The sequence below is a fragment of the Archangium sp. genome, from assembly GCF_057119385.1.
Genome location: NZ_DBNGVP010000074.1, coordinates 51,238 through 73,694 on the forward strand (window position 1 = coordinate 51,238; position 22,457 = coordinate 73,694).

Below are 22,457 nucleotides of genomic sequence, written 5' to 3' on the forward strand. Positions count from 1 at the left end.
CGCCGCGCTCCCGCCGGGTGCCTCGGGCCGCGATTAGATTGAATCCAGGCGGGCGGAGCCCGTTCGCGGAGGTGGAACCATGAGCGCCCGGTATCACCGGTTGAGTCCCGCGGACCGGCTGCACCTGGTGTTCGATGATGCACGAAGGACGTCGCACGTCGGGGCGCTGCTGGTGCTGGAGGGCTCACCTCTCCTGGATGCCGCCGGGCACCTGCGGCTGGAGGAGGTCCGGGGCCGCCTGGGACGCCGGGTGCGGCGGGTGCCCTCGCTGCGCCAGGTGCTGTACCGGCCAGGGCCGCTCCAGGGCCCGCCGTTGTGGGTGGACGATGCCGCCTTCGCCGTGGAGCGGCACATCCTCCCCGCGGAGATTCCGGCGCCGGGTGGAGAAGAGCAGCTCCTTCGCCTCGTCGGGAAGCTGCTGAGCAAGCCCCTGGATCGCACCCGGCCCCTGTGGGAGCTGTGGCTGCTGACGGGGCTGGAGTCCGGGCGGATCGCCGCGTTGGTGAAGCTGCACCACGCCATCGGTGACGGGCAGGCCGCGCTGCGCATCTTCGGCGCGCTGTTCGACCTGGAGCCGGACGCCGCCGACCCGGAGGAGGAGCCCTGGACACCCGAGCCTCCACCGGGCCGCTGGCAGCTGTTCGTGGACCACTTCGCCACGAGGTGGGCGGGCCTGGTGCGAGCCGTGAAGCGGCTGGCCCATCCGGCCGCGCTCGCCCGCTCCGCACGGGCCACCGGGCGGACGCTGGCGCGGACCGTGCGGGAGAGCGGGAGAGCGCCGAGGACGTCGCTCAACGCGCCCGTTGGAGTCAGCCGCCGCCTGGCCGTGCTGCGGATGGAGCTGGCCGAGGCGAAGGAGGTCGCCCACGCCCGGGGCGCCAAGATCAACGATGTCATGCTCGCGTTGATCGCGGGCGGCGCGAGGGCGTTGCTGCTTCATCGCGGCGAGCCGGTCGAGGGCGTGGCCCTCATGGCCTCGGTGGCGGTGTCGCTGAGGCCCACGCCGGAGGCCGGAGACATTGGCAATCAGGTGGCCATCATCCTCGTGCCCCTGCCGCTGGACGTGCCCGAGCCCGGGGCGTGCCTGGAGGCGATCACCGCGTCGACCCGGGCGATGAAGAAGAGGGAGCTGGCGACGGGCGCCGGACAGTTCATCTCGTGGGTGTCGATGTCCGGGTTGATGCGCCTGCTGGCCCGCTGGCAGCACACGATGAACATCTTCGAGAGCGACGTGGTGGGGCCGCCGGTGCCCCTGTATCTGCTCGGCGCGCGGATTCTCGAGGTGACGGTCGCGAACAACATCGCGGGGACCATTGGCCTGTCGTTCGCGATCCTGTCCTACGCGGGCGGGTTGAACCTCTCCGTGTGCGCGGACGCGGAACGGTTCCCGGACCTGGATGTGCTGATGGAGGGAATGGAGAGGAGCTGGGCCCGGCTCACGCGTTCGGCAGGGGGGCGGGTCCTCGCTTGCCGGGATCCCACACGAACTGCTCGGTGGGAGTGAGCACCATGTTCGTCAGCCCGTGCCGCTCGACGAAGGACTTGAAGCGCTCGGAGACGACGATGTCGCCCTGCATGCCACGGGGGCGGAAGATGTCCTCCCCGCCCCACGTCCCCGGCTCCAGAACGAAGCCATGGATGGCATTGATGCCCGTCGAGCGGCACTCGGTACAGGTGGGGGGCTTGGAGACCCGTACACGGTTGAGCACCAGGTCCACCGCGCCCCTGCCAAAACAGGGCGAGACGACATGGTAGCGGGGCACGTTGATGGGCTTGAGCGCCCGCTTCCCCCTGCGACGCACCCGGAGGATCTCCACGGGGTGAAAGCCCTCCAGCCCGGTGAGCCCCTCCGCCCGGAAGGCGTCCGCGAACCGCTCGGAGATGAGCCGCTCGTATCCAGGGCCTCGGGCATAGTCACCCGGTTGCTCCCCATGCAGTTCCAGCTCGACCCGGTAAGGAGGGAGCCACGTCAGAGCACCGAGCCCCTCGCCGCACCGTGGACAATGGGGATCTTCCGAGAGGTTATAGGGCTCGACCGTGTCATACAGGGTGTCGTACGGGGAGCCCACTGCTTCCCCCAGGACGAAGAATCGCAGGGAACTAGAGGCTTCAGAAACCACCGGGGAACCTCGCTCTCATCTCAGGGCGGCTGTAGATCTCACGCAGCATGTCCAGGAACTCCTCGGGCGTGGCATTGGAGTTCCTACTGGGACAGGGACTCCGCCGCCGCCTGGAGCTCCCGCTTCTTCTGCTTCTTCTTCTCGTCCCCCTTCCCCGACATCGGCGAGGCCTGCTCCAGCGCCTCCAGCTCGTCCTGAACCTCGACCAATACCTGCGCGGCCCTCACCGCGTCCTCCATGACGAGTGACACGCACGCACTCACCATGCCCTGCTTGCAGTGGCACACCACCGACATCTCTCCGGGCGTGCAGAACATGACCTGCGTCATCACCATCAACAGCAGACTCGAGAGCACCGGCTTCTCCTTCAGACGGAATCAGGCACTTCGTGGAGGCTCACGCCGTGGGCAGGGGGGCCGGGCCGCGCTTGCCGGGATCCCACACGAACTGCTCGGTGGGAGTGAGCACCATGTTCGTCAGCCCGTGCCGCTCGACGAAGGACTTGAAGCGCTCGGAGACGACGTTTTCACCCGGCATGCCGCGAGGGCGGAAGATGTCCTCTCCACTCCACGTCCCTGGCTCCAGGACAAAGCCGTTGATGGCGTTGATCCCCCCGGAGCGGCACTCCGGGCAGGTGGGAGTCCTGAGCGTGCGCACGCGGTTGAGCACCAGGTCCACCGCCGCCCGGCCGAAACGGGACGAGACGACGTAGTAACGGGGCACGGTGATGGGCTTGAGCGCCCTCTTCCCCTTGCGGCGCACCCGGAGGACCTCCACGGGGTGGAAGCCCTCCAGCCCGGTGAGCCCCTCCGCCCGGAAGGCCTCGGCGAATCGCTCCGAGATGAGCAGGTCATACGCCGAGCACTTGATGAAGTCCCCGAGCTCCTCCCCATGCAGTTCCAACTCGACCCGGTAGGGTGGAAGCCACTTCAACAGCCCGATGAAGGTGCCGCACTTTGGGCAGCGAGGTGCATCCCCGAGGTTGACGGGCTCGGCCTTGTCGACATCGGCATCATAGCGGGACCAGAGAGCCCCCTCTGTCAGCACGAAGAAACGTGGGGACTCAGAGGATTCGGAGACCATCAGGGAACCTCGCTAGCATCTCAGGGCGGCTGTAGATTTCGCGCAACTTGTCCATGAACTCCTGGGACGTGGCCTTGGAGTTCCTGTTGAGCCAGTTGACGACCTCCTCGTCCACATCGCGGTGCCACTGCTGATAGCCGCAGTGCGACTCCTCGTCCTTGGCCCGCGTCTTGAAGCGCGGGTCCCGAGGTTTGTAGAGACCCTTGAGCACGGAATGCCGATCGAGCGCCTTCGCAATGGGCCGGGAGATGAGGTGATGCTCCTGGCCCTTGCATTGGGGCGGCTCCGAGGACCCCAGCGACTGGGACAAGGACTCCGCCGCAGCCTGAAGCTCCCGCTTCTTCTGCTTCTTCTTCTCGTCCCCCTTCCCCGACATCGGCGAGGCCTGCTCCAGCGCCTCCAGCTCGTCCTGAACCTCGACCAATACCTGCGCGGCCCTTACCGCGTCCTCCGTGACGAGTGTCACGCACGCACTCACCATGCCCTGCTTGCAATGGCACACCACCGACATCTCTCCGGGCGTGCAGAACATGACCTGCGTCAGCAACACCATCAGCAGACTCGAAAGCATGAGGCTTCTCCTTCAGACGGAATCAGGCACTTCGTGGAGGCTCACGTCGTGGGCAGGGGGGCGGGTCCTCGCTTGCCGGGATCCCACACGAACTGCTCGGTGGGTGTGAGCACCATGTTCGTCAGCCCGTGCCGCTCGACGAAGGACTTGAAGCGCTCGGAGACGACGATGTCGCCCTGCATACCTCGAGGGCGGAAGATGTCCTCTCCACTCCACGTCCCCGGCTCCAGGACGAAGCCATGGATGGCATCAATGCCCGTCGAGCGGCACTCGGTGCAGGTGGGGGGCTTGGAGACGCGCACCCGGTTGAGCACCACGTCCACTGCTCCTCGTCCGAAGCACGGCCAGACGACGTAGTAGCGGGGTACGGTCAGGGGTTTGAGCGCCTTCTTCCCCCTGCGACGCACCCGGAGGACCTCCACGGGGTGGAAGCCCTCCAGCCCGGTGAGCCCCTCCGCCCGGAAGGCGTCCGCGAACCGCTCGGAGATGAGCCGCTCGTATCCAGGGCCGCGCATGTAATCGCCGAGCTCCTGCCCGTACAGCTCCAACTCGACCCTGTAGGGAGGAAGCCAGATCAGCATCCCGATGACGTCACCACACCGTGGGCAGTGAGGCGCATCCGCGAGATTGTCGGGCTCGACGGTGTCGACCCAGGTCTCGTAACGGGAGCCGACTGCCCCCTCTGTCAGCACGAAGAAACGCTGGGGGTTGGCAACATCAACGGTCATGACGAAATCGTTCGTTTCCGGGTGCGCATGATGGGGGAGCGTGGGAGCCGCCGCTTCCTCTATCAGGACTTCGCCAAAAGCGAGGAGGGGTCCATTGCAGGAGACTCCCCTCCTCCGTATGTCATGGCCATCTCCGAGGAGCACCCATGGCCCACCCCACCGAACCCACGTTCCTCGAAATCTCCGAGACGATCCGCCGCCTCGAGGAGATGCTCGACCGCGTCCCGGATCCGCTCGCCCGCGACATCCGCCAGAAGATCGCCCACCTGCGCGCCCTGCTGCTCGAACAGCGCTCGCCCAACCTCGTCCTCGTGGGCCGCCGCGGCGCCGGCAAGTCCTCCCTCATCAACGCCTTCTTCGGCGCCCGCGTCGCCGAGGTCGGTCACGTCAAGGCCCAGACCGGCCAGGGCCGCTGGTTCGATGTCCAGGGCGAGCTCGGCACCCTCTCCATCCTCGACACCCGCGGCCTCCAGGAGGGCTCCCGCCCCGAGGAGCATGACGCCGCCGACACCCCCCTCGACTCCATCCTCGCCGAGGTCCGCCGCAAGGCCCCCGACGCCCTCCTCTTCCTCATCAAGGCCTCCGAGGTCGACTCCGCCATCGACGCCGACCTCGAGGTCCTCACGCGAATCGCCTCCGCCGTCGAGCAGGCCCACGGCCTGCGCCCTCCCCTCCTCGGCGTCGTCACCCACTGCGATCTGCTCGAGCCCAAGCGCACCGACCTCCACCTCTCCGAGTCGCAGGACCCCGCCGAGCTCCAGGAGAAGCTCCGCCACGTCGAGGCCGCCGAGCGCCAGCTGCGCGACAAGATCCGCTCCCGCCCCGAGCTGCGCGGCGAGCTCGTCAACGTCCTCGGTGTCTCCACCTACCTGTCCTGGCGCCCGGATGGGACGATCCGCTCGGATGAGCGATGGAGGCTGGGTGAGCTCGCCCAGGTGCTCTTTCGCGAGCTGCCCGAGCAGGGCCGGCTCGTCCTCGCCCGCGTGACGCGCGTGCGCTCCCTCCAGGAGGAGCTCGCCACCACCCTCACCCGCGCCATGGCCTCGCTCTGCATGGGCATCGCCGTGGTGCCCATCCCCGTCGCCGACATCATCCCCATCACCTCCGCCCAGGTGAGCCTCATCGCCGGCATCGCGTGGATCTCCGGCCGGCAGCTCGACCTCAAGACAGCCGCCGAGTTCCTCCCCGCCCTCGGCGTCAATGTCGGTGCCGCCCTCGCCCTGCGCGAGACCGCTCGCGCCCTCGTCAAGTTCGTCTTCCCCGGCGCTGGCAACGCCGTCTCCGGCGCCGTCGCCTTCGCGGGCACGCTCGCCCTGGGCACCGCCGCCCGCGCCTACTTCCTCCGCGGCGTGTCCGCCGAGGAGGCCCAGCGCCTCTTCCACTCCACCCGCTCCTCCGCCGAGGCCCACCCCGAGCGCGCTCTGACCGAGGGCTGAGCAAGGGCCCGGATTCGGGGGCACGGGGGGGGAACCCTGGGCGCTCGACACCCTCACCCCGTCCCTCTCCCGGAGGGCGAGGGGTGGGGGGCTCGCTCTCCTCCCTGGAAGCACGGGGGCTTTTCTCCTCTGACCAACTTAGAGAGTGAGCACTCACTTTCTTTTTGAATCCCCGGGCGCTACACTGCCGGTATGTCTGATTCGTCCCCGGGTCTGGAGGCGGCGCCCCGCGTCCGGCGTACCCAGCAGGAGCGGCGGGACACCACCCGCCTCAAGCTGCTCGAGGCCACCGTCGAGTGTCTCGTGGAGCTGGGCTACGCCCGCACCACCACGCTCGCCGTGGCCCAGCGCGCCGGCATCTCCCACGGGGCCCTCTTCAAGCACTTCCCCACCAAGGCCGCCCTGCTCGGCGCCGCCGTCGAGCACCTCTTCCCGCGCATCATCGACGAGTACCGCTCCACCCTCGACGCCGCCCCCTCCTCTCCCGGAGACCGCGTCGCCCAGGCAATCCAGCGCCTCTGGTCCATCTACCAGCGCCCCGAGCTCCTCGCCGCCATCGAGCTGTACGTCGCCGCCCGCACCGACTCCGAGCTCGCCTCCGCGCTGAGCACCGTGGATCCGCCCCACCGGCGCCACCTCCACCGCGTCGCCCGCGAGCTCTTCCCCGGCGTCGCCGCCACCCACCCCGGCTTCGACGCCATCATCGAGCTCATCCTCAACGCCGTGCAGGGCGCCGCCGTCGGCGGAGTCGCCCTCCCCGCCAATCCGGATCACCGGCGGATGCTCGCCCTGCTCGTCCAGCTCGCCCGCAGCGCGTTCTCCTCTCCACCCCCACCCTAGGGAGCCGCACCATGGCCGATCTCCATTCCCTGGATCCCACCCAGCTCGCCACCCCGGCGTTCATCCTCCTCATGGCCGTGGAGCTCCTCTGGCTCGCCCGGCACCGCCAGGAGGGCTACGTGGGCTACACCGTCAAGGACGCGGCGGCCAGCCTCACCATGGGCACCGTCTACTCCCTCATCTACATGGGGTGGAAGGGCGTGGAGTACGCCTTCTACTCCGTGCTCTACGAGCTCTCGCCGCTGAGGATGGGGGAGGGGGTGCTCGCCTGGGTGCTGCTCTTCTTCGCCGAGGACCTCTGCTACTACTGGTTCCACCGCGTCCATCACGAGTCCCGGCTCTTCTGGGCCTCGCACGTGGTGCACCACTCCAGCGAGCACTACAACCTCTCCACGGCCCTGCGGCAGACGTGGACGCCCATGTCGGGCCTGCTCTTCTGGGCGCCGCTGCCGCTGCTCGGCTTCCACCCGGCCATGGTGCTGCTGGCCCATGCCCTCAGCCTGCTCTACCAGTTCTGGATCCACACCGAGGCCATCGGCCGCATGGGGCCACTGGAGTGGGTGCTCAACACGCCCTCGCACCACCGCGTGCACCACGGCGCCAACCCGCGCTACCTGGATCGCAACTACGCGGGCATCCTCATCATCTGGGATCGGCTCTTCGGCACCTTCCAGGCCGAGGACGAGCGCCCCGTGTACGGCCTCACCAAGAACATCCACACGTACAACCCGCTGCGCATCGCCTTCCACGAGTACGCCGCCATCCTGCGCGACGTACTGCGCCCCAACCCGCCGCGGGTGCGGCTGGGACTGGTGTTCCGCGGGCCGGGCTGGAAGCCGCCGGTGGGCTCAGTCCCGGCAGCAGGCGATGGCGCCGTCCTGCGAGCGGAAGAAGGCGGTGGTCAACTCCCGTCCCACCCAGGCGCATAGCACCTCGTAGGTGCGCCGCCGCGCGCCGCCCACGCGCGCGGGCTGGCGGCTGAGCGACTCGGGGTGCCGGATGAAGACGTTGTAGCCGAGGATGAAGCCGTCCGAGCGCAGCACGGTGATGCCATCCGTGGCCATCATCCCGCGCAGCAGCTGCGCCGCCGAGCTCACCGCGGAGGCCGCCTCCACCTCCTGCGTCTCGTGGTAGCGCATCACCCGCGCCACCATGTCGATGGGCTCGTCCAGCAGCACCCCGTCCACGAACAACGGCGAGCCCTCGCTCTTCCTGGGCAACACCGCCACCAGCGTGCCGTGCGAGGCCTGCATCGCCTCGAAGAGGACGCGCCGGTAGAAGTCCCGCGTGTAGCCGCGCGCCGGCTCGGGCACGTCCGCCGTCAGCCCCAGCGCCAGCTGATCCATCGCCACCGTGGGCAGCGTCGCCTCCACCCGCGCACCCGACAGGAAGACGTGCCGGTAGAGGCCGCCCATGGCCCTCAGCTCGATGATGTTCTCCGCCAGTTGCAGCACGCCCACCATGCGCAGGGAGCGCTCTCCCGCGCGGCGCATGCGCTCCAGCGGCGTCTCCACCAGGGGGAAGGGATCCGTGCGGAACACCCCGTAGGCGAAGCCCTCCGGTACCAGCAGCAGGTAGAGCGACCACCACCGCCCCTGGCCCAGCGGCGCGCACTGCTTGAGCGCGCGTTGGATCGTCTCCCGCGTGCGAGGCCCCTTGCCGATGGCCACCGGCTCCCGGCCGTTCAGCACCCGCAGCATCCCGTCCAGGTCGTCCCCGAGGAACGCCACGGGAAAGAGCGGCTCGCCCTCCTCGCGGTAGCGCGAGAGCGTGACGATCAGCTCGCTGAGGGGGTCTCCCACGTCCGTGGGGCTCAACCCCGTCTGATGGAGGAACGACGCGACGGCGTCCGACAACATGTGCCGGAAGGACAGGACCGGGGACTCTCCCGGAGCCGAAGTGCTCATGGACGCGCACACTGTATCACCCCGGGGGGGTTTGACCGATTGCCGTAATCCAAGAAAATTGGGACAATAGGGCTGCAAAGGGCTGTTGCCCCTGCACGGTCCCTACCCCCCCGAGGTGGCTGTGAGTCAGCGAAGCGCGATCGCGGTGTTGGTGGAGGGTGGCTCGCCTGGCGTGGTGCCAGGCAGGGCCATCGAAGTGGACGCCGGAGTGGCGCTGCCCGTGGCGTTCGGCGGGCTGAGGAAGATCCTCCGGGCCTGTGAGGACGCGGCGCCCGAGGCCGTGCGTCCCCTGGCCCGCCAGCGTCCGGCCGAGTGGAACCGGCTCTTCCCCGGCTCCATCCAGGGCGCGCCGGATTTGACCGACCTGGCGCTCACCCCGTCCGAGCGCCGGCTCCACCGCGAGTCCGAGCAGATGTTCTGGGTGCTCAACCTGGCGGCGCGCGCCATCGTGGAGACGCTGCGGGTGAGCGGAAGGCCGCTGGTCATCCACGGCGCGGGCGAGTGCGATCTGGTGAGCCTGCGCGCGGTGATGAGGGCGGCCGAGTGGGGCCGGTTGGAGCAGCTGGAGGGCCGCATCCTGCTCACCGGGTGGAACACGCGCCGGCCGCACTCCGCCGCCTCCTTCGAGCAGCGGCGGAGGGACTTCCTCGGCTCGCTGTGCGAGCGCATGCGCACCACGCCGCCGGGGGGCGGAGTGGGCCCCGTGTCGGGCCGGGCACTCGAGCCGGCGGTGGACCTGGAGGGCCGCTACCTGAGCGCCGTGGTGGACGACGACGCGCCGCTGGAGCACCGCATCGCCGCGGCCGTGCTCGCCCTCCGCAGCTGCTTCTTCACCACGAACTACGAGGGCGCGATGCTGGCCGCCGAGCGCGGCCTGGCGCTGCTCGACGCGGCGGGGACGGGGCTCTCGCCCTCGCGCGTGGCCGAGGGCTGGGACGCACTGGACACGGGCTTCTCCACGCCGGCCATCGAGATCGACAAGAGCAGCCTGGGGGACGCGGAGGAGCTGCGCGTGCTCTTCGAGCGCGGCATCGGCGTGGTGCACGTCTTCACCGGCCAGCACGACGAGGCGCTGGAGGCCTTCGGCCGGGCGCTGGAGTGCGAGGCGCCGCCGGAGCGGCTGGCGCACATGCGGATGTTCCGGGCCCTCACGCGCACCAAGCGGCTGGCGCAGCTGCCGGATGCCCGGGCCGAGGTGGAGGCGGGGCTCGCGCTGATGGCGGGGCTGGACACGCCGCTGCGCAAGCTGCACGAGGCGTGGCTGCGCAACGTGTACGCGCTCACGTACTTCCTGGAGAAGAAGCTGCCCCAGGCGCAGGAGCAGGAGAAGCTGGCCATGCGCTGCGTGGGAGACCTGCACGACGCGAGCGCCACGCACCTGAAGATCAACCTCATCTCCAACGCCAGCTACCTGCAGGAGACGGCGAGGAACTTCGCGGAGTCGATCGCCATCTGGAGGCGGTTCGAGAAGATCAGCGCGAACTGGGGCGCGAACTTCGCCAAGCACCACCGCTACCGGCTGGCGGCGCTGCAGATGGCCAACGGGGAGCGAGAGGCGGCCGTGGCCAGCTACACCGAGGCCTTCACGTGCGCCGGGGAGTTGGGAGACCCGTTGCATCAGCAGGTGATCGCCGGGGACCTGGGGCTGCACCTGCTGGACACGGAGGCGGCCACGGCGGCGCAGTGGTTCGCGAGGGCGGCGGAGCAGGCGCGGGTCATCGGGGATCCGCTGCGGGTGGCGCAGAGCCTGGCGGGACAGGCGCTGGCCGAGGGCAGCGGGGACTGGACGGAGGCACTGCGCTGCGCCCAGGCGAGCACCACGACACCGGCGGAGACGGAGCCCCTGGCGCAGGCGCTCTCGCGCGGTGACGCCGAGGCCGTGCGCAAGGCCCTACCCCGCGCACGCAGCAAGCTCAACCGCCCCTTCGACGCGGTGAACCTCTACTGATTCTTCTGGAGGCCACGCAGCCCCTTCGCGGCTCTATCGAAGACCTCGGCCAGGATCGGCTCCGCCGGACGGTGGGCCTCGAGGAACGCCGCATCCCCGGGCTGGCCGATGAACTGGAGCAGGCTCGCGGCTCTGAGAGAACTGCTGGGTGAAGTGGCCACGATCACCTTCCGCGCCACGTCACGCAGTTCGGAGCGGACCCCAGTGGGAAGCTTGGGCAGGATCCGATCCATGTGCTCCAACAGGACGGAGAACAGGCGATCACAGTAATACACGGCCGACTCATGCTGGCCCAGGGTGGTCTCGGGCAGGGCATCGGCGACTGCAATGAACGAACGCAAGGTGGAGACCAGTGTGTCCGGCAGTTCTTCCTCGAGCAGCGCGAGAACCCCCGTCTTGTGATCCACGGACACCGAGGCATCATTGGCCCAGATGGACAACTCCTCGGGAGATTTCTCCAGGAGCATGAGCAAGCCATGCAAGCAATTCGGTAATGGCAACGCAAGCTGCTCCAAGCTCCGCTGGACGATGGGAAGCAAATCCGGATGGCGCCTCCGCCAGAGAGCGTATGCCACCGTGTTCACCTCCGAGGTGTCTGACTCATGCTCGACGAGCCGCTCCAATCTTCGAGTCAGACTGGTCCGTGCGCCATGTTCCTCGATACGTCCCAGGGCCAGGGTGATGTCTTCCGCGACAGACGCCCCATCGAAATCTCCCCGCGCCTCTTCCAAGGCAAGCTGCTGCTCCAAAAGCTTGACACTGGAGGCGCCCCCGAGTTCGCCCAGGCCAAAGGCAGCAGCCTGTCTGACCTGGGCATCCGGGTCTTGCAGCATGGCTTCCAGCAATGCCCTCGCCTTCCGGGGGTGCTCGCCAAGCCTCGACACCAGAGCGCGAGCCCTCTCCTCTTCTCCCCAGGAGTGAGCATCCACCAACTCGTCCTTCAACTGCTCCATGTCCGTTACACGAGCCATCTCTCAAACACCTCGTCATGGGAAGCTGACACCTGTAGGCACGTGCCGCCGCACCAGGGTGCCATCGAGCAGATACAGCTCGTGAATCGCCTTCGGGTCGGCCTGGACCATGGCATTGAACGCCTCCAGCTCACGCCGCAAGTCCTTTTGATTCGAGACATAGTTGGTATTGTGCCGGATGCCGTCAGGGCGTAGGGATGATACGTCTGGCTTACGAAAGCGGGGCTTGGCCTGTCTGTTCGGGTTGTTGACGCGCAGGTTCTGGGCATTGACCTGTGCCTCGTTCTTCTTCAGACCGGTATGTCCAGCCGCCTCGCGCCTGGCCAGTTCCTCCTCAATGGCCTCGTTGTGCGCTGGGTTCTTTCGTGTGTGAGGCTTGCCATATCGTGTGGAGAGTTTCGGGCCGCCCCCCGAGGCGCTACCTTCCCCATCCGTCATCATGCAGGTGGCGAGCTCGCCACAAAGAGACGTGGCGGAAGTTCCCGCGGCCACCCCGGTGGCGATCAAGGAGCCATCCGCCACCACGTGAGCCGTGGCAATCGACTCCAACGCCTGCCCGCCCGCAGGTGCATGACGAAGGGGGCTCAGCAGGGTCCAGAGGCCGCCCTCTGGAACCTTGGGCAGCACCTGGGGCATCCCCATGCTGGCAACGACGACCAGCACCCGGAGGCCCGCGCCGCCCAGAGCCCTACCGAAACGCTCGGACGCAGCCTCCAGTTCCTGGGGCGAGGTGGCGGCCTCGGCCTCCTGGTACAGACGGAGGCACGCATGGGCCACCCGGCCCAGTTCCACCAGTCCCACCAGCAGGGCCAGACGTACCGTGAGCGCCGCGGCCAGTCCCTTGGAGAAGAAAGGCTCGGGCGCCAGCCAGGCGGCGAAGTACACCGTGATGGCGAGCGAGACACTCACGAGGAAGGCAGGAGCGGTGAACAGCTCCCGGGCGGCCTCGCGGATGCCGTCATCCATGTAGCGCGTGGAGAGTTGGAGGGCGAGCAGCAACCGGCTCGTTTCCAGTGACTCCGGCACAGGGAGGAGCGGCGGACCGTAGAGGGAGAAGAAGTCCTCGCGCAGCCTCGACTCCCACGATGCGGCGGAACTCCGGTTCGAGTGGACCGCCCCTGGCATCTCCAGCAGACGAAGCGGAAGAGGACTCCGTGGGCGGAGAGAATCGAAGGCCGAGAGAAGCGGGCGCACCTCCTCCACTCCCAGTCGCGCCAGGTCAGGGTGGAGAACGGGAGGCGGAAACGTCAGCCGCAGTTGGCCCTCGGGCAGCGTGCGGATGCGCACGGGTGGAGACTCCGGCCACGAGGGTCCTCCTGCGGGCTCCGTCCTTTGAGACGCGTCCGGCACCTGTACCCGCGGCCCCAGCTCCGAGGGAAGAGGCCGCGAGGTAACACATGAGGCCGCGAAGACGAGGCTCGCGACCAGAGGGAGCAGGAGTCGCTCCCGGTTCATGCTGCTCCTCGTGGATGGCGCCATGGGCGCATGGTAGCGCCCCAAGGAGCCGCCTTCGCCTGCTGCGCGGGCTTCGCCGACGATAGGGGCTGTCCGTCGTCAGGGCCTGTACGCCGCTGAACGTTGCCCCACTGCAGCTCCGCCAGCGTGCCTCCAATGCTCGCCAGGCCCAGGCCGAGCGCCAGGCTGCTCGTGCCATCGCTCACGCAGCACCTCGGCCCACGCGGACAGTCCCTCCTCCCGTGCGACGGCCACACCCATGCCCTGCGCGGCCCCGGTGACCAGGGCCACTCGGGGGGTTGTCTTCCTCTCAGCGCCGCGGGTTGCGCCCGCTGAGCCAGAGGAAGAAGCCGGTGAGGAAGAGGCCCGCCGGGAAGAGTCCCGTGAGCACCGCGAGGCACCGCGTGGCCAGGCCTCCCCACGCGCCGATGTGCAGCGGGTAGCGCAGCGCGAGCAGCCTCGAGGCCAGCGGGGCCTCCAGGGCGTTGTCCGCGCGCAACACCGCGCCCGTGTGGCGATCCACGTAGACGAGGCTCATTCCCAGGGGATGCGGCTCCTCCGGGAGGCGCTCGCGCACCCGCAGGGGAGCCGTGGGCGAGGCGGGCAGATCCACGCGGGTGATACGAGCCCCCGGGAGGGCCCGCTCGGCCGCGGCCAGCAGCACGTCGATGGGGAGTGGCGCGCCCGTGGCGGGACCGGGCACGGGCGGCGCGCTCCGCGCGGGGGCGCGGGTGGCCCACCGCAGCGTCTGCTCGAAGGGCGCGGGAAAGACGAGGGACACCCCCGTGAGCGCGGAGAGCAGCAGGAAGACGAGCGAGAAGATGCCGCCGAGCTTGTGCAGATCGTAGTTCGCCCGGCGCCACAGCAGGGGCCGGCGCAACGTGAAGCCCAGGGCCAGCTTGCGGCGGCCGGGCCACCACAGCACCAGCCCGCTGAGGCCCAGCACGATGAGCACGCAACCGCTGGCGCCCACCACGGCCTCCCCGGCTCCGCCCGACAGCAGCGACACGTGCAACTCCCGCAGCGTGGCCACCAGGCTGTCTCCCGTGGACCGCACGCCCAGCACCGCGCCCGAGTACGGATCCACGTACACCCTGCGGGAGCCGTGAGCGTCCATCCACGCCACCACCGGAGCGTCCGGCCGCTGCGGCATGCGAAGGTACAGCGGCGAGGCTCCAGCCTGGCTCGCCGCCACGGACTCCAGCACCCGCGAGACGGGCACCCGCTCGCCTCCGGGCACCACGCCCCACACCTCGGGCTGGAGTTGCCGGTCCAGCTCCTCGCCAAAGACGAGCGCCGAGCCCGTGAGGCCCGTCACCGCCAGCAGGGCCCCCACCAGGAGGCCCGCGTACAGGTGCACCTGGAAGAGGAAGCGGCGCAACCTCATGACGTGGCCGCACCGCCCTGCTTGCCGGAGAGCTCCTCCCTCACGGTGGCCACGTGCGCCTTGAGCGCCCGGAACGCCACGCCCCGGTCATCTCCGAGCAGCAGCGCCGCGGCGCCCTCGCGGCTCCACGCCTCGGCCTGGCCGGGCAGGCGGGGAATCGCGCAGAACGGCACACGGTGGCGGCGGCACGCCTCGGCGATGCGCCGGATGGCCTGCTGCACCTCCGGGTGATCGAACCGCGCCGGCACCCCGTAGGACTGGGAGAGATCGATGGCGCCCTCCAGGATGAGATCCAACCCCGGCACCGAGACGATGGAGTCGATGGCCTCCACGGCCTCGCGGTCCTCGATCATCGCCACCACCATCACCTCGCGGTTCGCCCGCTCCAGGTACTCGGCGAGGGGAATCCTGCCGAAGCCCGTCGTGCGCCCACCGCTGATACCCCGGCTCCCGCCGGGATGGTAGCGGGCCGCGCGGACGGCGGCCTCCGCCTCCTCCCGGCTCCTCACCCGGGGAACCACCACGCCCTGCGCTCCCGCGTCGAGCGCGCGCAGGATGCCGTCCGGCGCCGCGGAGGGCACCCGGACCAGCGCCGTCAGCCCGCTGCACTCGGCGGCGCGGAGCATGTTCTCCAGCGTCTCGGGGTTCACCCCCACGTGCTCCTGGTCCAGGATGACGAAGTCATACCCGGCGTACCCCAGCATCTCCACGAGCAGCGGAGAGGGCACCGAGCCGATCAACCCCAGGGCGAGCCGCCCCTGGGCGATGGCCGCCTTGAGGCGGTTCTCCGTCAGCATGCCTCCCCTCCCTCGCGCAGGAAGAGCTCCCGGGGCGGTGGGTGCATGAGGAAGTGCCGGTGCGAGATGTTCCAGGCGTACGCTCCGGCGTGGGAGAAGAGCAGCACGTCCCCCACGCGCACCCGCTCCACCGGCGCGTCCTTGGCGAGCACGTCCTTCGGGGTGCACAGCTGTCCCACCACGTTGATGCGCTCGCCCTCCACCCGGGGCCGGGCGAAGGGGTAGCGCCACTCCTCGATGGGCACCACCCGGAAGGGATGGCTGTGCCCCTGCGCCTGCGGCGTGCGGAAGTGGTGCGTGCCTCCCCGGCACACCACGAACGTCTCGCCGAAGCAGCGTTTGATGTCGAGCACCTCGGCGGCGTAGTACCCGCACGCGGCCGTGACGTACCGGCCGAGCTCGAAGCGCACGGACACGCCCTCCGCCACGAAGCGTCCCGCCAGCCCGTGCAGCCCCTCCGAGAAGCGGGCCAGCTCGAACTGGGACCCGGGCTCCCGGTAGTTGATGCCGATGCCGCCCCCGACGTTCAGATGGCTCCAGTCCGCCCGGTACCTCGCGCGCAGCTCCGTGAAGCGCCGCAGGTAGTCCTCCAGCAACCCCAGGTGCCTGCCCGCGTCCAGCTGGTGCGAGAGCAGGTGGAAGTGCAGGCCCTTCACCTCGAGCGCCTCCTGGCCCGCCAGGAAGTCCATCACCGCCGGGAGCTGCTCCCATTCCACTCCGAACTGGGTGGGCCGGCCGCCCATGACCAGCGACGTCTCGAACCCCGGCCCGAGCGGGAAGTTCAACCGCAGCAGGAGCGGCACCCGGCGCCCGAGCTGAGTGGCGATGAGCGCCAGCCGCCGCAGCTCGCCCAGGCTCTCCACGTGGAGCAGCTCCACCCCGAGCCGGCACGCCGCGGCCAGCTCCGCGTCCGTCTTCCCTGGCCCGCTCAGGATGAGCGGCTTGGAGGCGAACTGGGAGCGCAGCCACTCCAGCTCGCCCTGGGACGAGGCCTCGAAGCCATCCACCACCCCGGCCAGCGTCTGGAGGATGGGCGCCTCCGCGTTGGCCTTGGCGGCGTAGAAGAACCCGAATGGAGGGGGCAGGCTCCGCTTCAGGGCCCGCGCATGCGCCGCGAGCGCGGGGAGATCATAGAGGTAGGCACACAGCGGGCCGTCCTCCTCCGCCCGCGCGCGCCGCACCGCCGCCTCCACCACCGGCCACCTCAGTTCCACGACGGCACCTCCGGCACCCGGCCGAGCGGATTGGGCACCAGCACGTAGCCCGCCTCGCGATCGGCCTTCTTGAGGAAGCGCACGGTGAGGTTCGCCTTGCCCGGGAACGGCGCTCCCGCCAGCAGCGGGCCGATCCGGCGCGCGGACTCCTCCGTCCCGAAGCGCCGCTCGTAGCCGGTGAGCACCTGACGGACCCGGTCCCACAGCCGGCGCTCGAGCCGCTCGGAGCCCCCGGCGAGCGCCGCCACCGTCTCCGAGAGGTTGTTGACGAAGAGGCAGTAGGCGATGCGCTTCCAGCCCTGCTCGTCCCCGTAGGAGATGGCGCGGCGGGCCTCGGGCGTCAACGTGTCCAGCGCGAGCGCGGCGAAGCGCTCCGGCACCACCTTGAGGCCCTCCAGATCCCGCAGCAGCAACCCCTCGGGCGCGCCCCGCTCCGTCACCAGCAGCGTGTTCTGCAGGTGGGCCTCGTGGACGATGCCGTGGTGGAAGAAGGCGTAGAGCACCGGCGGCAGCAGCCGCTCCGCGTAGCCGTGGAACCAGCCCTCCACCGCTCGCTCGTAGCCCAGGTGCGGCGCGGACTCCGCCACCACCGCCATCAGCCGGCCGCGCGTGAACCCGTCCGTGCCGAAGAGCGAGGCCGCCACGCGCGCCACCCGCGTCCGGTCATCCACCGTGCGCGGCAGGGACTCGCGGAGGATGACGGCGAACCGCTCCTCCAGGTCCCTCCGCGCCGCCTCGCCCTCCCCGTCGAGCCCCACCGTGGCGAAGGCCGGCTCCTCCAGCATCCGCAGCCAGGGGAAGTGGGTGGCCAGGTCCTTCTCCAGCACGCGCAGGGCACGGGTGGCGAAGAGCGAGCCCTCCAGCTCGTACACCGCGTTCTTGCGCAGGCAGTTGGTGACGCGCACGTGCAGCGAGCACTTGTAGAAGAAGGGCAGCTGCGGCGCGTACATCGTCCGCAGCGAGGAGGTGGGGAAGAACTCCGGCCCCAGCGGCCCCAGGTAGCGCAGCCGGTCCTCCTGGAGCGCCCGCTTCACCAGCGGATGGGACAGCAGGTGCCCCGCCTGCCACGGGTGGACGGGAATGGGCAGGAAGTCCCCGCCGAGGGCCTCCGCGGCGGAACCGAGATCCTCGCGGAAGATGTCCGTGGCCTCGCGCTCCATCACCGAGGCCTGGATGACGGACTCGGGCCGCACGGCGAAGAAGTGGAGCGGGTAGCGCGTCCGCGTCTCGGGGGAGAAGCGCCGCACGTCCTCGGCGGAGAAGCCCAGGCGGCTCTTCGGCGCGGGGTGGAACGAGTGTCCGAAGACGAGCCCCTGCTCGGACTCGACGTAGGGCCCCGCGCTGTCACGGCCGCCGGCGCGCCGCGCGAGGATGGCCGTCATCACCGCCACGCTGTCCGCCACCTGGTGGGCCAGCTCCTGCTGGGGCCCGGTGCCGAAACGCTCCTCCAGCTCGCGCAGCAGCAGTTGCGACAGGCTCCGCCAGTCCGCCACCTCCCACCCACGGTGGTGCAGCTGGTACCAGACCGGCGAGCAGTACACGTAGTTGCCCGTGGCCGAGGGCGCCTCCACGGCGACGACGACGCGGGCCTTCGTGTGGGGGAGATCCACCTCCAACAGGTACCCGCCCGCGTCGCCGCGCGGCCCATACGAGAGCACCGAGCGCGGACGCAGGCGCACCGCCCCCTGCGGCGAGGCGATCTCCCGGCAATAGCACGACAGCAGCACTTCCTGGGCACGGCGCCCGGCCATGCCCGACCACTCCTCGCGGCGCGGGAGCGGCTCCACCTGCGTGTTCAACATGAGCGCTTCCTTCCTTCTTTCGATTTCATCGGGCCGGACGCACCTGGCCGGCGGGCGCCGTCCGGGACATCCGATGCACCACGTAGACAGCGGCCCCCGCGGCGCCCACCGCGCCCAGCAGGAACGGAGAGGCCAGGCCCCAGACGGCACTCACCCCGCCCGCGGCGCACCCGGCGGCCACCCCACCCCACTTGGAGCTCGCCTCGAACCAACCAAAGGCCTTGCCGGCGCTGCCCTCGCGCACCACGTCCGCCACGAGGCCGTGCAGGGAGATGAAGCAGATCGTCATGGCCAGCCCCATCAGGAGCCGGGCCACCACCAGGGCGACGAGCCCCGTGGCTCCCGCCTGGGCCACCAGGGACACGGCCAGCACGCCCAGCGCTCCCGCGAAGAGGGCCAGGGGCCGCTCCCGGACGCGCCGGCTCAGGGGCGCGGCGCCCAGCAGGTAGACGAGGTGTGGCAGGGCGAACAGCACTCCGGCCACGCCGCGAGCCCCCGCCCCCGGCACCTGCTCGGCATGCGGCAGGAAGTACGGGAACGTCACCACCGTCGCGAAGGTGAACAGGAACTGGAGCGCGAACACCTCGCCCGCGGTGAACGCGGGACGCTCCCCGGCGGCCTCCACCCGGGGCGCGGCCTCGCCCGGGGCGGGCTCCTTGTCCTGGGCCTTCACCCCGAGGGTGATGAGCACCGCGGCCAGCGGCAGCCAGAAGAGGAGCTGGTAGACGCGGAGTGGATCTCCCGCGGGCAGGAGGAAGCCGACGGCGATGGGCGCCACCACCAGCGCGGCGCGAGCCGAGCCCTGCATGAGCGTGAGGCTGTCGCGCAGCGCCCGGCCCTGGAGGAACGTGGCCAGGAAGGCATTGGAGGCACCGAACGTCCCGCCCACCAGCCCCTGCAGCACCAGCGAGGCGGCGAACAGCGGGGTGGACGAGGCGTACCCGGCCAGCAGGAAGGCCAGCGCCAGGCCGAGCTGCGCCCGCAGCAGCATGGGCCGGGCGCCGAGCCGGTCCGCCATGCGCCCCCAGAAGGGGCTGCTCACCGCGGTGAGCACGGTGGGAAGGACGTAGAGCAGACCGGGGAGCCAGGTCCGCTGCTCCCCGAGCGACACCGACACCATCTTCCCGAAATACGGAGGCACTCCGAGCGCCGCGAAGGCCGCGACGAAGTGGGCGGCCATCACGGCGGCCACCTTCCGGTTGCGCGCGGAGCTCATGGCCGTGCCTGGCGGAGCGGGTTGGGGCCCGTCAGCCCGTAGAACTTGTTGATGTCCGCCGCGCCCGTCAGTGACTTCGGGCGGAGCGTGGCCGCGGTGAGCAGGTACTTCACCGGGTGCCGCTCCGTCTCCAGCAGCCAGCGGCGCGCGGCCGACACGTCCTCGCCCTCGCGCTCCAGCGCGCCGAGCACCTGCTCCGTCCGGGAGCGCACGAGCGCGTAGGCCTCGTCGCGGCCGAGCTCCCCCCGCGCGGCCATGGCCTCCAGGGGCGCCGAGAGGTTGAGCTGGAGGGTGATGGTGAGGAACATGCGCGCGAGCGCGTCCTCGTCCTCGCAGAGGATGCGCCGGTCCTTCAGCTGCCCGGGCACGGAGGCGAAGCGGGCATGGCGGCCCAGCCGCTCCGGCCAGATGCGGGGCGCGTCGTTGTCCTTGAGCAACAGCCGGAGGTGGGGCTCGCGCCGCGACAGCACCAGCATGCTGTTCTGCTGGTTGGACTCGAGCGCGATGCCGTAGCGCACCCACAGCCGCAGGTGCAGGTCCAACGTGAGCGCCACGTACTCCTCGAAGAGCCGCCGGACGTCCCCCGCGAAGAAGCCGTCCGCCAGCGCCCGCATCACCCCGCGGCCATCCGCACCGCTGGCGGCGAGCCCCGCGACGCTCACGATCGTCTCGTCCGTGAGCGCCTCGGGGTAGCGCCGCGCCAGGAAGCCGAGCAGCGGCTGGCCCTCGACGGCGCCCCCGTACTCCTCGTTCGTGAGCAGCACCCTTCCCCGCGGCCCGGGCTCTTCCTCGAGCAACTGGCCCAGCATCGACTGCACGGTGTGGCCGTCGGCGAGGGTGCTCGGCTTCATGGTGCGCAGGTTGCGCATGCCCAGCGTCCGGATGCGCAGCGGGAGCTTCAGGTGCCAGTGGGGCTCCGCGAGCACCACCACCGTGCGCACCGAGAGCGTCGGCGTCACCTCCACGAAGGGCTTCGGCGCCCGCACCGCCACCGGGAGGAGCTCCGCGAGCGCCGGCTCATCCCAGAGCGTCTCCCAGGTGTGCGGGTGAACGGGCAGCAGCGTGTGCGAGTCCTCGAGCGCCACCGGCAGCCCCACGTCCTCGAAGCGCGGCCACCAGGCGGGCCGCGTCTGGCCCCGCACCGGCAGCAGCGCCCGGGGCAGCGCCATCCACCGCAACAGGAAGACGGGCTGGAACTCGGGAGCGAAGCGCTCCAGGTCCCCCAGGCCGAAACCCACCTTGGCCCTCGCGGTGGGGTAGTAGGGATGATCGAGGAAGGACGCCAGCCTGTCGTGGTGCAGCAGCTGCTCCCACCAGCGCGCCGGTGGGGAACCTCCTGCCGTGGCGAAGAGCCGCTCCCGCTCGGCCTCGCAGCGCAACCGGTGCTCCAGCGCGGTGCGGTACTCGAGCGAGAACTCCCGCAGGCACGTCTCCTCCTCCGGCGTCTCCGGCGGCAGCAGCCAGCGCACCAGCTCCGCGGGGTCCTCCACGAAGAGGAACGTCCCGCCCCGCTCCGCCACCACCGGGCGGCTGGCATCGAAGCGCCAGTCCTGCATGTGCCCGGTGGGAAGGGCGGGCAGCCACACCCGCTCCCCCTCGCCTCCCGTCTCCACCACGAGCCACCCCTCCCGGGCCGCTGCGCTTCCAGAGACCGGAGCCCCGCGCGGAGGCAGGGGCGAGAACCGTGCCCGCGAGACGCACCCGCCCACGTCCTCGCGCAGGAGCGTGTCGAGCGTCCGCTGGAAGAGGTAGCGGCGCGCCTCCATCACTTCAGCTCCCATCGCAGCTCCTCGCCGGCGCGAGCGAAGGCCCGCTCGAGCGCCGCCTGCGTGCCGCCGAAGCCGCGCAGCACGCCCAGGTAGTCCCGGTTCGAGTTCGTCAGCCGCACCTGAGCGCCCTCGGTGCGCGTGGGGGTGAACATCAGCGTGAGTCCGTCCTCCACCCGCCGGAAGGCCGCCGGCACGCGCGTGAGCACCCCCGGGCGCTCCGCGCAGAAGTAGCGGATGCCCGCGGCCACCTCGGGCGGCCTCCCCGGCTCCAGCGGCGCGCCCAGGTGCAGCCGCAGCACCTGCTCGAACAGCCGGAGGCCGAGCGCCTCGTCGAGCAGGAACTCCCGGGAGTCGCCGATGGTGCGGTAGTTGATTTCAATGACGCGCGGGCCCGACGCGGTGAGGACGAACTCGGTGTGGCACGCGCCGAAGCCCACGCCCGCGGCGCGCAGCACCGCCACCATCTCCTCCTCCTGCCGCGCCGTCAGCCCCGTCCCCCACCACGCCTCCTTCTCGATGAAGTACGGCGGCGGTGACAGGTGCGTCCGGAAGCCGCCGAGCACCTGCAGCCGCTCCCCGTCTCCCAGCGTCTCCAGCGTGACGAGCGGCCCCTCCAGGTACTCCTCCAGCACCACCCGCTGGCCCGGCCGCACGCGCCAGATGTCGCGGCAGGACGCGGCCACCTCCTCGTGGGTGCGCGCCAGCTGCACCTGCTCGCTCGCCACCCCCTCCGCGGGCTTCACGACGCACGGCAGCGGCACCGGCCCCTCCAGCTCCCTCAGCCCCTGCTCGTCCGCGACGGCCGCGTGCCACACGCGCTCCACGCCCCGCTCGGCCAACCACCGCCGCATCTCCGCCTTGTTCTTCGCGCGCAGCGCCGCGGTCCAGTCCTTGCCCGGCAGCCCGTGGTAGGAGGCCGCCAGCGCGGTGCTCGTCTGCAGGTGATCGCTGTTGGAGAAGAGCGCCGCCGGCCGCCCGCCCAGGCGCAGCGTGGCCTCCAGCACCGACAGCGGGTTGAACACGTCACAGGCGAGGATGGAGCCGGGCGCCTCGGCGGCGGGCACCCGGGAGAACGTCTCCTGCTGCTCCTCGAGGCGATCCGTGAGCAGCACGACGGGGAAGCCCAGCCGGCGGGCCGCGGGGACGAAGCCCCGGGTGACGGGCTCACTGGGGACGTGGGCCAGGATGACGATGGGTTTCATGGGGGGCCTTC

General features: G+C 70.3%; 20 protein-coding genes and 1 pseudogene. 5 read left to right on the plus strand and 16 right to left on the minus strand.

Features of this window, described 5'->3' with window-relative positions:
- The first annotated feature begins 79 nt into the window (after positions 1 to 79).
- Positions 80 to 1,504 (plus strand): wax ester/triacylglycerol synthase family O-acyltransferase, encoded by a 1,425-nt coding sequence (locus tag AC16DP_RS17545; protein WP_329727042.1) that lies wholly within the window; start codon positions 80 to 82, stop codon positions 1,502 to 1,504.
- Here the strand turns inward: AC16DP_RS17545 and AC16DP_RS17550 are convergent.
- The 6 genes and pseudogenes from AC16DP_RS17550 to AC16DP_RS17575 all read right to left on the minus strand — a co-directional run bounded on the left by AC16DP_RS17550 (position 1,437) and on the right by AC16DP_RS17575 (position 4,502).
- The gene (locus AC16DP_RS17550; protein WP_483956807.1) at positions 1,437 to 2,120 is read right to left on the minus strand and encodes a hypothetical protein; all 684 of its coding nucleotides are present in this window, start codon (positions 2,118 to 2,120) and stop codon (positions 1,437 to 1,439) included. The genes AC16DP_RS17545 and AC16DP_RS17550 overlap by 68 nt on opposite strands.
- A pseudogene (locus AC16DP_RS17555) lies at positions 2,110 to 2,205 on the minus strand (Wall-associated protein precursor); the annotation flags it as partial. The gene AC16DP_RS17550 and the pseudogene AC16DP_RS17555, both read right to left, overlap by 11 nt.
- Complete coding sequence (locus AC16DP_RS17560; protein WP_329727044.1) at positions 2,204 to 2,476, minus strand: hypothetical protein; 273 nt, start codon at positions 2,474 to 2,476, stop codon at positions 2,204 to 2,206. The gene AC16DP_RS17560 and the pseudogene AC16DP_RS17555, both read right to left, overlap by 2 nt.
- A 40-nt stretch (positions 2,477 to 2,516) precedes the next feature.
- On the minus strand, positions 2,517 to 3,167 hold the full coding sequence (locus AC16DP_RS17565; RefSeq protein WP_329727045.1) for a double-CXXCG motif protein: 651 nt from the start codon (positions 3,165 to 3,167) through the stop codon (positions 2,517 to 2,519).
- Positions 3,168 to 3,183: 16 nt separating this feature from the next.
- Positions 3,184 to 3,774 carry a Wall-associated protein precursor gene (locus tag AC16DP_RS17570; protein WP_329727046.1) on the minus strand — a complete coding sequence of 197 codons (591 nt, stop codon included), beginning with the start codon at positions 3,772 to 3,774 and terminating at the stop codon, positions 3,184 to 3,186.
- Between the two features lie 41 nt (positions 3,775 to 3,815).
- Entirely contained in the window at positions 3,816 to 4,502 is a 687-nt protein-coding gene (locus tag AC16DP_RS17575; protein WP_329727047.1) for a hypothetical protein, read from the minus strand.
- 146 nt (positions 4,503 to 4,648) lie between these two features.
- On the opposite strand from AC16DP_RS17575, the gene AC16DP_RS17580 reads away from it, so the two are divergent.
- From AC16DP_RS17580 to AC16DP_RS17590, 3 genes are all read left to right on the plus strand, one after another.
- On the plus strand, positions 4,649 to 5,938 hold the full coding sequence (locus tag AC16DP_RS17580; protein WP_329727048.1) for a GTPase family protein: 1,290 nt from the start codon (positions 4,649 to 4,651) through the stop codon (positions 5,936 to 5,938).
- Positions 5,939 to 6,130: 192 nt separating this feature from the next.
- The gene (locus AC16DP_RS17585; protein ID WP_329727049.1) at positions 6,131 to 6,778 is read left to right on the plus strand and encodes a TetR/AcrR family transcriptional regulator; all 648 of its coding nucleotides are present in this window, start codon (positions 6,131 to 6,133) and stop codon (positions 6,776 to 6,778) included.
- Between the two features lie 11 nt (positions 6,779 to 6,789).
- Positions 6,790 to 7,707 carry a sterol desaturase family protein gene (locus AC16DP_RS17590; protein WP_329727050.1) on the plus strand — a complete coding sequence of 306 codons (918 nt, stop codon included), beginning with the start codon at positions 6,790 to 6,792 and terminating at the stop codon, positions 7,705 to 7,707.
- Here the strand turns inward: AC16DP_RS17590 and AC16DP_RS17595 are convergent.
- Positions 7,627 to 8,685, minus strand: coding sequence for a hypothetical protein (locus AC16DP_RS17595; RefSeq protein ID WP_329727051.1), 1,059 nt, complete (start codon positions 8,683 to 8,685; stop codon positions 7,627 to 7,629). The genes AC16DP_RS17590 and AC16DP_RS17595 overlap by 81 nt on opposite strands.
- A 121-nt stretch (positions 8,686 to 8,806) precedes the next feature.
- On the opposite strand from AC16DP_RS17595, the gene AC16DP_RS17600 reads away from it, so the two are divergent.
- The gene (locus AC16DP_RS17600) at positions 8,807 to 10,633 is read left to right on the plus strand and encodes a hypothetical protein (protein WP_329727052.1); all 1,827 of its coding nucleotides are present in this window, start codon (positions 8,807 to 8,809) and stop codon (positions 10,631 to 10,633) included.
- Here the strand turns inward: AC16DP_RS17600 and AC16DP_RS17605 are convergent.
- The 9 genes from AC16DP_RS17605 to AC16DP_RS17645 form a co-directional block, all read right to left on the minus strand.
- Positions 10,627 to 11,586: a HEAT repeat domain-containing protein gene (locus AC16DP_RS17605; protein ID WP_329727053.1), complete on the minus strand. Its 960-nt coding sequence runs from the start codon at positions 11,584 to 11,586 to the stop codon at positions 10,627 to 10,629. The genes AC16DP_RS17600 and AC16DP_RS17605 overlap by 7 nt on opposite strands.
- 33 nt (positions 11,587 to 11,619) lie before the next feature.
- Complete coding sequence (locus AC16DP_RS17610) at positions 11,620 to 12,891, minus strand: hypothetical protein (RefSeq protein ID WP_329727054.1); 1,272 nt, start codon at positions 12,889 to 12,891, stop codon at positions 11,620 to 11,622.
- 478 nt (positions 12,892 to 13,369) lie between these two features.
- Entirely contained in the window at positions 13,370 to 14,446 is a 1,077-nt protein-coding gene (locus tag AC16DP_RS17615; RefSeq protein WP_329727055.1) for a PepSY-associated TM helix domain-containing protein, read from the minus strand.
- A complete protein-coding gene (locus AC16DP_RS17620) occupies positions 14,443 to 15,243 on the minus strand; it encodes an HpcH/HpaI aldolase family protein (RefSeq protein ID WP_329727056.1) in 801 nt (266 codons plus the stop codon). The genes AC16DP_RS17615 and AC16DP_RS17620 overlap by 4 nt, the downstream gene beginning before the upstream one ends.
- The gene (locus AC16DP_RS17625; RefSeq protein ID WP_329727057.1) at positions 15,237 to 16,457 is read right to left on the minus strand and encodes a type III PLP-dependent enzyme; all 1,221 of its coding nucleotides are present in this window, start codon (positions 16,455 to 16,457) and stop codon (positions 15,237 to 15,239) included. Before AC16DP_RS17625 ends, AC16DP_RS17620 begins: the two co-directional genes overlap by 7 nt.
- Positions 16,448 to 18,259, minus strand: coding sequence for an IucA/IucC family protein (locus AC16DP_RS17630; RefSeq protein WP_329727058.1), 1,812 nt, complete (start codon positions 18,257 to 18,259; stop codon positions 16,448 to 16,450). The genes AC16DP_RS17625 and AC16DP_RS17630 overlap by 10 nt, the downstream gene beginning before the upstream one ends.
- 25 nt (positions 18,260 to 18,284) lie before the next feature.
- The gene (locus AC16DP_RS17635) at positions 18,285 to 19,475 is read right to left on the minus strand and encodes an MFS transporter (RefSeq protein ID WP_329727059.1); all 1,191 of its coding nucleotides are present in this window, start codon (positions 19,473 to 19,475) and stop codon (positions 18,285 to 18,287) included.
- The gene (locus AC16DP_RS17640; protein WP_329727060.1) at positions 19,472 to 21,256 is read right to left on the minus strand and encodes an IucA/IucC family protein; all 1,785 of its coding nucleotides are present in this window, start codon (positions 21,254 to 21,256) and stop codon (positions 19,472 to 19,474) included. The genes AC16DP_RS17635 and AC16DP_RS17640 overlap by 4 nt, the downstream gene beginning before the upstream one ends.
- The gene (locus AC16DP_RS17645) at positions 21,241 to 22,446 is read right to left on the minus strand and encodes an ATP-grasp domain-containing protein (protein WP_329727061.1); all 1,206 of its coding nucleotides are present in this window, start codon (positions 22,444 to 22,446) and stop codon (positions 21,241 to 21,243) included. The genes AC16DP_RS17640 and AC16DP_RS17645 overlap by 16 nt, the downstream gene beginning before the upstream one ends.
- Positions 22,447 to 22,457 lie beyond the last annotated feature (11 nt).

What these genes read in the sequence shown, in the direction of transcription:
- AC16DP_RS17580 (WP_329727048.1), top strand. Translation starts at nt 4,649, where the DNA reads ATGGCCCACCCCACCGAACCCACGTTCCTCGAAATCTCCGAGACGATC.
- AC16DP_RS17545 (WP_329727042.1), top strand. Translation starts at nt 80, where the DNA reads ATGAGCGCCCGGTATCACCGGTTGAGTCCCGCGGACCGGCTGCACCTG.
- AC16DP_RS17640 (WP_329727060.1), bottom strand. Translation starts at nt 21,256, where the DNA reads ATGGGAGCTGAAGTGATGGAGGCGCGCCGCTACCTCTTCCAGCGGACG.
- AC16DP_RS17635 (WP_329727059.1), bottom strand. Translation starts at nt 19,475, where the DNA reads ATGAGCTCCGCGCGCAACCGGAAGGTGGCCGCCGTGATGGCCGCCCAC.
- AC16DP_RS17595 (WP_329727051.1), bottom strand. Translation starts at nt 8,685, where the DNA reads ATGAGCACTTCGGCTCCGGGAGAGTCCCCGGTCCTGTCCTTCCGGCAC.
- AC16DP_RS17590 (WP_329727050.1), top strand. Translation starts at nt 6,790, where the DNA reads ATGGCCGATCTCCATTCCCTGGATCCCACCCAGCTCGCCACCCCGGCG.
- AC16DP_RS17620 (WP_329727056.1), bottom strand. Translation starts at nt 15,243, where the DNA reads ATGCTGACGGAGAACCGCCTCAAGGCGGCCATCGCCCAGGGGCGGCTC.
- AC16DP_RS17645 (WP_329727061.1), bottom strand. Translation starts at nt 22,446, where the DNA reads ATGAAACCCATCGTCATCCTGGCCCACGTCCCCAGTGAGCCCGTCACC.
- AC16DP_RS17605 (WP_329727053.1), bottom strand. Translation starts at nt 11,586, where the DNA reads ATGGAGCAGTTGAAGGACGAGTTGGTGGATGCTCACTCCTGGGGAGAA.
- AC16DP_RS17630 (WP_329727058.1), bottom strand. Translation starts at nt 18,259, where the DNA reads ATGTTGAACACGCAGGTGGAGCCGCTCCCGCGCCGCGAGGAGTGGTCG.
- AC16DP_RS17570 (WP_329727046.1), bottom strand. Translation starts at nt 3,774, where the DNA reads ATGCTTTCGAGTCTGCTGATGGTGTTGCTGACGCAGGTCATGTTCTGC.
- AC16DP_RS17585 (WP_329727049.1), top strand. Translation starts at nt 6,131, where the DNA reads ATGTCTGATTCGTCCCCGGGTCTGGAGGCGGCGCCCCGCGTCCGGCGT.
- AC16DP_RS17575 (WP_329727047.1), bottom strand. Translation starts at nt 4,502, where the DNA reads ATGACCGTTGATGTTGCCAACCCCCAGCGTTTCTTCGTGCTGACAGAG.
- AC16DP_RS17615 (WP_329727055.1), bottom strand. Translation starts at nt 14,446, where the DNA reads ATGAGGTTGCGCCGCTTCCTCTTCCAGGTGCACCTGTACGCGGGCCTC.